Origin of the sequence: Psychromonas aquimarina ATCC BAA-1526, assembly GCF_000428725.1 — a bacterium.
Classification (GTDB): Bacteria; Pseudomonadota; Gammaproteobacteria; order Enterobacterales; family Psychromonadaceae; genus Psychromonas; species Psychromonas aquimarina.
Window position 1 is genome coordinate 1 of sequence record NZ_AUAM01000089.1, and the last position, 5,882, is coordinate 5,882.

5 protein-coding genes and 1 pseudogene are annotated in these 5,882 nt (G+C 41.0%); 2 read left to right on the forward strand and 4 right to left on the reverse strand.

Annotated elements, in window-relative coordinates:
• The 4 genes and pseudogenes from G337_RS29285 to zapE form a co-directional block, all read right to left on the reverse strand.
• Nucleotides 1-170: pseudogene (locus G337_RS29285) on the reverse strand (IS1595 family transposase); the annotation flags it as partial.
• 125 nt (nt 171-295) lie between these two features.
• A complete protein-coding gene (gene rpsI, locus G337_RS0118495) occupies nt 296-685 on the reverse strand; it encodes a 30S ribosomal protein S9 (RefSeq protein WP_028865197.1) in 390 nt (129 codons plus the stop codon).
• A gap of 13 nt (nt 686-698) precedes the next feature.
• A complete protein-coding gene (gene rplM / locus G337_RS0118500) occupies nt 699-1,127 on the reverse strand; it encodes a 50S ribosomal protein L13 (RefSeq protein ID WP_028865198.1) in 429 nt (142 codons plus the stop codon).
• Nucleotides 1,128-1,368: 241 nt separating this feature from the next.
• Nucleotides 1,369-2,484: a cell division protein ZapE gene (zapE, locus tag G337_RS0118505; protein ID WP_028865199.1), complete on the reverse strand. Its 1,116-nt coding sequence runs from the start codon at nt 2,482-2,484 to the stop codon at nt 1,369-1,371.
• A gap of 192 nt (nt 2,485-2,676) precedes the next feature.
• On the opposite strand from zapE, the gene G337_RS0118510 reads away from it, so the two are divergent.
• Nucleotides 2,677-4,032 carry a DegQ family serine endoprotease gene (locus G337_RS0118510; RefSeq protein ID WP_028865200.1) on the forward strand — a complete coding sequence of 452 codons (1,356 nt, stop codon included), beginning with the start codon at nt 2,677-2,679 and terminating at the stop codon, nt 4,030-4,032.
• Nucleotides 4,033-4,216: 184 nt separating this feature from the next.
• A complete protein-coding gene (pykF, locus tag G337_RS0118515; RefSeq protein WP_028865201.1) occupies nt 4,217-5,626 on the forward strand; it encodes a pyruvate kinase PykF in 1,410 nt (469 codons plus the stop codon).
• The last annotated feature ends 256 nt before the right edge of the window (nt 5,627-5,882 follow it).

Consider the following 5,882-nt stretch of genomic DNA (forward strand, 5'->3'; position numbering starts at 1 on the left):
CTTAAACTAGTTGACTCACAATGTGGGCACTTGCGTAAAGTCGCCTTAATAGTTAACACTTCTTCAGTGGAGGTCTCACAATCATCAAGGGTATGATGAAGACGCTGTCGCTGACTGGGGGATAACTGTTTAAGCTGTTGTAAGAAAGGGATAAATTGTTGTTCATTCATGAGTGTAACCCGGTATCGTTATTCACACATGTATTAAGTATGGTAGATCTACAACAGCTAACTAAGACATAGCCAAAAAAAAGCCCGGTATAAACCGGGCTTTTTGCAGTACTGAAAACGAAATATTAACGTTTTGAGAACTGTGGACGTTTACGTGCTTTATGTAGACCAACTTTCTTACGTTCTACAATACGTGCATCACGGGTAACAAAACCAGCGCCGCGTAGTTCAGAACGAAGAGTTTCGTCATACTGCATTAATGCACGAGTGATACCTAGACGGATAGCACCAGACTGACCAGTAGTACCACCACCTTTAACAGTGATGTTAAGGTCGAATTTGTCAGTAGCACCAACAAGTTCTAATGGCTGACGAACAACCATACATGCTGTTTCACGACCGAAGTATTCGTCGATGTTGCGTTTGTTGATAGTGATTTGACCACTACCTGCTTTTAAGAACACACGAGCTGTAGAGCTTTTGCGACGACCAGTGCCGTAGTATTGATTTGCCATTGTTTTATTCCTATTAGATGTCTAAAACTTGTGGTTGCTGTGCAGAATGTTGATGCTCAGTACCAGCATAAACTTTCAATTTACGGTACATTGCGCGTCCAAGAGGACCTTTTGGCAGCATACCTTTAACAGCTTTCTCAATAACACGCTCAGGTGCACGTTCAATAAGATCTTCAAAGCTGATTGCTTTGATACCACCGATGAAACCAGTGTGGTGGTAGTAGATTTTACCTTTAGCTTTGTTACCAGTTACGGCAACTTTCTCAGCATTAACAACGATGATGTAATCACCAGTATCAACATGAGGAGTGTATTCCGCTTTATGTTTACCACGTAAACGTAAAGCAATTTCAGTAGCTAGACGACCAAGAGTTTTACCTTCAGCATCTACTACGTACCAGTCGCGTTTTACTTCAGCTGGTTTAGCAACAAAAGTTTTCATTAAGTCATACCCAATTTAATGATTTTAAAAAATATGATTATCAAAGCTGATAATCAAAAATGAGTTTTCGCCTTTTCGTATCCCTTCGAATACGTCAAGCGTAGTCAAATCCACCATATTTATTTTGGGGAGTGGATAAGGTGGGCGGCGAGATTGTACAGAAAAAACCGACAGAGATCACCTTAATATTGAAATAATTAACAATAATTGTTTTTCTGCTTAAACTGCAGCCCGGCAGATTTTAATCTGTGCGCTGATGCGCCTGCTGCAGATAGGCTGTGCTCTGCATTTCCAGTAACCGGGAAATACAGCGCTGAAACTCAAAACTCAGCTTAGTTCCTGCATACAGCTGCATTACCTCTACTTCAGCAGAGATAATAAGCACTACGTGACGATCATAAAATTCATCAACCATAGCGATAAAACGACGCGCAAGATCATTATGCTGATCATGCATCTGTTTAATATTAGCAACCAGAACAGTTCGATAAAGAATGGCCAGTTCAATATAATCTAATACACTGCGAGGGCCGCCGCACAATGATTCAAATTCAATACTTAAAGTATCAGCACTATATGCAGCAGCTGCAATACTGCGCCCGTTAATCTCAATCGGCTGAGCATAAACCCGGTCTCCATCAGCTAAGCTTTCGAAAGTCTGTTCAATCTGCACAGCCGCTCCTTCATCTAACGGAGCATGATAAATCTCAGCTTCAATTAACCGCCCTATACGGTAATCTTTTCCACCGTCTAAACTAACTATTTCACAAAAACTGCAGACTAACTCTATAGCAGGTAGAAAGCGCGCCCGCTGCAGTCCGTTTTTATATAAGTCGGCCGGATGAATGTTAGAGGTGGTGGCCAGCACCACCCCCTGTTCAAACAGAGCCTCTAACATACCGGCCAGGATCATAGCATCAGTAATATCTTCAACAAAAAATTCGTCAAAACATAAAACATCCGTTTCTGCTGAAAATTTTTCAGCAATCTTTTTAAGCGGATTAACCTGCCCTTCTAACTCAGCCAGCTCTTTATGCACTCGAAGCATAAAATGATGAAAATGCAGGCGTAGTTTTCGCTCTGTAGGCAGACTATGAAAAAACAGATCTAACAGATAGGTTTTGCCGCGCCCCACACCACCATAGAAATATAATCCTCTCACAAGCTGGTTTTTTAGCGGTTTATTAAGCAGCTTTTTTATTAAACGCGGTAGAAAGCCATTTTCTACGCTCTCAGCAGCTTGCCCCTGCAGATCGCTGTAAAGGCGCTGCAGGTGTTCAACGGCTGCCGCCTGGGAGGGATCCGCGAAGAAGTCAGGTTTTTCCAGATCCGCCTGATATAAAGAAAGTGGTGTCACAATAGCTCGATCTAATAGCGAAGTTTAATCCGATATTTAACCCAGCAGTCGAGGTTATTCAACAATAATTTAAAATATTGTTTACAAGTGAGAAATAAATCCCTGTTTTTCTTTGTATTTACAGAACTATTAGGCAATTATTTAGTCAATATTGAATATTGACTAAATTGACCATAAATAAGGAGGTTTTTTGTGAGTAAATTCAGCGCTTCTTTTCTTTTCGCCTGCAGCTTAATTATGTTCACTGTTAATTCATATGCAGCCCTGCCCTTCGCCGTTGACGGAAAGGCCCTGCCGAGTCTTGCACCGCTGGTTGATAAAGTAAGCCCGGCGGTAGTTAATATTTCCGTTTCAGGCAGTCAGTCTCATCAGCAGATTTTTCCGGATCTGTTCCAGTTTTTCAACAAAGACGGCCAGGCTGAAATTCCTAAACAGCCCTTTGTTGGACTAGGATCGGGCGTTATTTTTGATTCAAACAAAGGATATATCATCACCAATTTTCATGTTATTGAAAATGCTGAAGAGATAAAAGTAACCCTGAAATCAGGCCACCAGTTTGATGCACAGGTTATCGGGCAGGATAAGCAGAGCGATATTGCGCTTTTACAAATTAAGACCAGTAAAAAACTAACTCAAATCCCCCTGGCCAACTCTAATAATCTGCGTGTCGGCGACTTTGTTATCGCCATCGGCAACCCTTTCGGCTTAGGACAAACGGTTACATCGGGTATTATCAGCGCACTTGGGCGCAGCGGCCTTAACCTTGAGAATTTAGAAAACTTTATCCAGACAGATGCGGCCATTAACAGCGGTAATTCAGGAGGAGCATTGGTTAACCTCAATGGTGAATTAATCGGCATTAATACCGCCATTCTGGGCCCGAACGGCGGCAATATAGGTATAGGTTTTGCTATCCCTTCAAATATGGTCAACAACTTAGTCCAGCAGCTGCTGCAGTACGGAGAAGTCCGTAGAGGTATTTTAGGAATAAAAGGCGGGGAATTAACACCGGAGCTGGCTAAAACTTTTGCCCTGGAATCGCAGCACGGTGCCTTTATCTACCAAGTAAGTCCTTACTCAGCCGCCGAAGAATCAGGAATTAAAGCAGGCGATGTTATTGTTTCATTAAATGGACATACTATTAAATCCTTTGCCGAACTGCGCGCGAAAATCGGCAGCCTGAGTGCAGGTAAAAAGATTTCATTAACCCTTATTAGAGACGGTAAAACTCTTGAACTCACAGCCGTACTCAAAGAATCATCAAGCGGCAGAATTCAAGCGCAGGCAATTCACCCCTCTTTATCGGGAGCAACATTAGCCAATACTGTTTCTCCTGATGAGAATAAAGGGGTAGTAGTAACAGAAGTTGAGAGAGATTCGACTGCCGAGCGTTACGGGCTGCAGCAGGGAGATATAATAATAGGTATTAACCGCACACGAATCCGCAATTTAAAAGAACTGTCGGATCTGATTAAAACGTCGCCGGAGATTTTAGCACTGAATGTGCTCCGCGATACAAGACGTTTATATTTAATATTAAACCAATAAACAAGGTAAAAACTGCCTTTATTTGTAGGAAACTTACAAATAAAGGCTAAAAATCGAAATAAATTGATTATAAATCATTTTTTCTTCGATTATTTCTTGTAAAATACGCGCCATTAAATATGGATATTAAAATTTTTTATAAAACTTGTAAGAAAAAAACACAATCACTCTTGGAGAAAAGACGGTGAGAAAAACGAAAATAGTTTGTACGATTGGTCCTAAATCAGAATCAAAAGAGATGTTAACTAAGTTAGTAAACAACGGCATGAATGTAATGCGCCTTAACTTCTCTCATGGTGACTTCAATGAACATGGTAGCCGTATCAGCACTATCCGTGAAATTTGTGAAGAAACTGGTAAAAACGTAGCAGTATTATTAGATACTAAAGGTCCAGAAATCCGTACAGTTAAATTAGCAAACGGTGATGACGTATTACTGACTGCTGGTCAAGAGTTCACTCTTTCTACTGACCAGACAATCGTTGGTGATAACACTATCGTTGCAGTAACTTACGAAAACCTAACTAACGATTTAGCTGTAGGTAACACTGTATTATTAGACGATGGTCTAATTGAAATGACAGTTAAAAGCATCACAGATACAAACGTTGTTTGTGAAGTAATGAATACTGGTGAGCTAGGCGAAAACAAAGGTGTTAACTTACCAGGTGTTAAAGTTCAACTTCCAGCTCTATCTCCTAAAGATAAAGGTGATTTAGTATTTGGTTGTGAGCAGCAGGTAGACTTCATTGCCGCATCTTTCATTCGTAAGAAAGAAGACGTTTTAGAAATCCGTGAGCTGTTAAAAGCAAACGGCGGCGAAAAGATTCAAATCATCTCTAAAATTGAGAACCAGGAAGGCGTTGATAACTTCGACGAAATCTTAGCTGTTTCTGATGCAATCATGGTTGCTCGTGGTGACTTAGGTGTTGAAATCGCTGTTGAAGAAGTAATCTTCGCACAGAAGATGATGATCGAAAAAGCAAATGCAGCACGTAAGCCTGTTATTACAGCTACGCAAATGCTTGATTCTATGATCAAAAACCCGCGTCCAACTCGTGCAGAAGCGGGTGATGTTGCAAATGCAATCATCGATGGTACTGATGCAGTAATGCTTTCAGGTGAGTCTGCTAAAGGTAAATACCCTGCAGAAGCTGTTGAAATCATGGCAACTATCTGTGAGCGTACTGACGGTACTATGCCGACTCGTACAGCTTGTGCTACATCTGAACTACGTATCACTGAAGCAGTATGCAGCGGTGCAGTAGTTAATGCAGAGCAGCTTGATGCGAAACTTATTATCGTAGCAACGGGTGAAGGTAAATCTGCACGTTCAGTGCGTAAATACTTCCCTACAGCTCAGATCTTAGCACTGACAAGTAACCCTACTACTCGCCAGCAGTTAGCATTAACTAAAGGTGTTTCAGCTAAAGTTATCGAACAGCAGGATACTATCGAAGATTTCTACAAATTAGGCATGGACTTCGCTAAAGAGCAAGGTTTAGTTGTAGCGGGTGATAAAGTAGTGATTGTTTCTGGTGCACTTGTTGCTTCAGGTACTACAAACACTTCTTCTGTACACGTTATTGCTTAATAACTAAATACAGAATGGATAGAAGCACTGCATTTTGCGGTGCTTTTTTTTGCCTGAATTCCGGTCATCCATAAGTTGATTCAGACAATATAAAACTCCTTCTGACCACGTTACTGCTTAATAACTAAATACAGAAAAATAGAAGCACTGCATTTAGCGGTGCTTTTTTTTGGCTATGTCTTAGTTAGCTGTTGCGACACTCGTCCAACAGCCTCAAATAAACAAATCTCAGGTGTTATTTCCGTACGATAACGTT

Excerpts from the sequence above, each read along its gene's own strand:
- rpsI (WP_028865197.1), bottom strand. The coding sequence starts at position 685 with ATGGCAAATCAATACTACGGCACTGGTCGTCGCAAAAGCTCTACAGCT.
- rplM (WP_028865198.1), bottom strand. The coding sequence starts at position 1,127 with ATGAAAACTTTTGTTGCTAAACCAGCTGAAGTAAAACGCGACTGGTAC.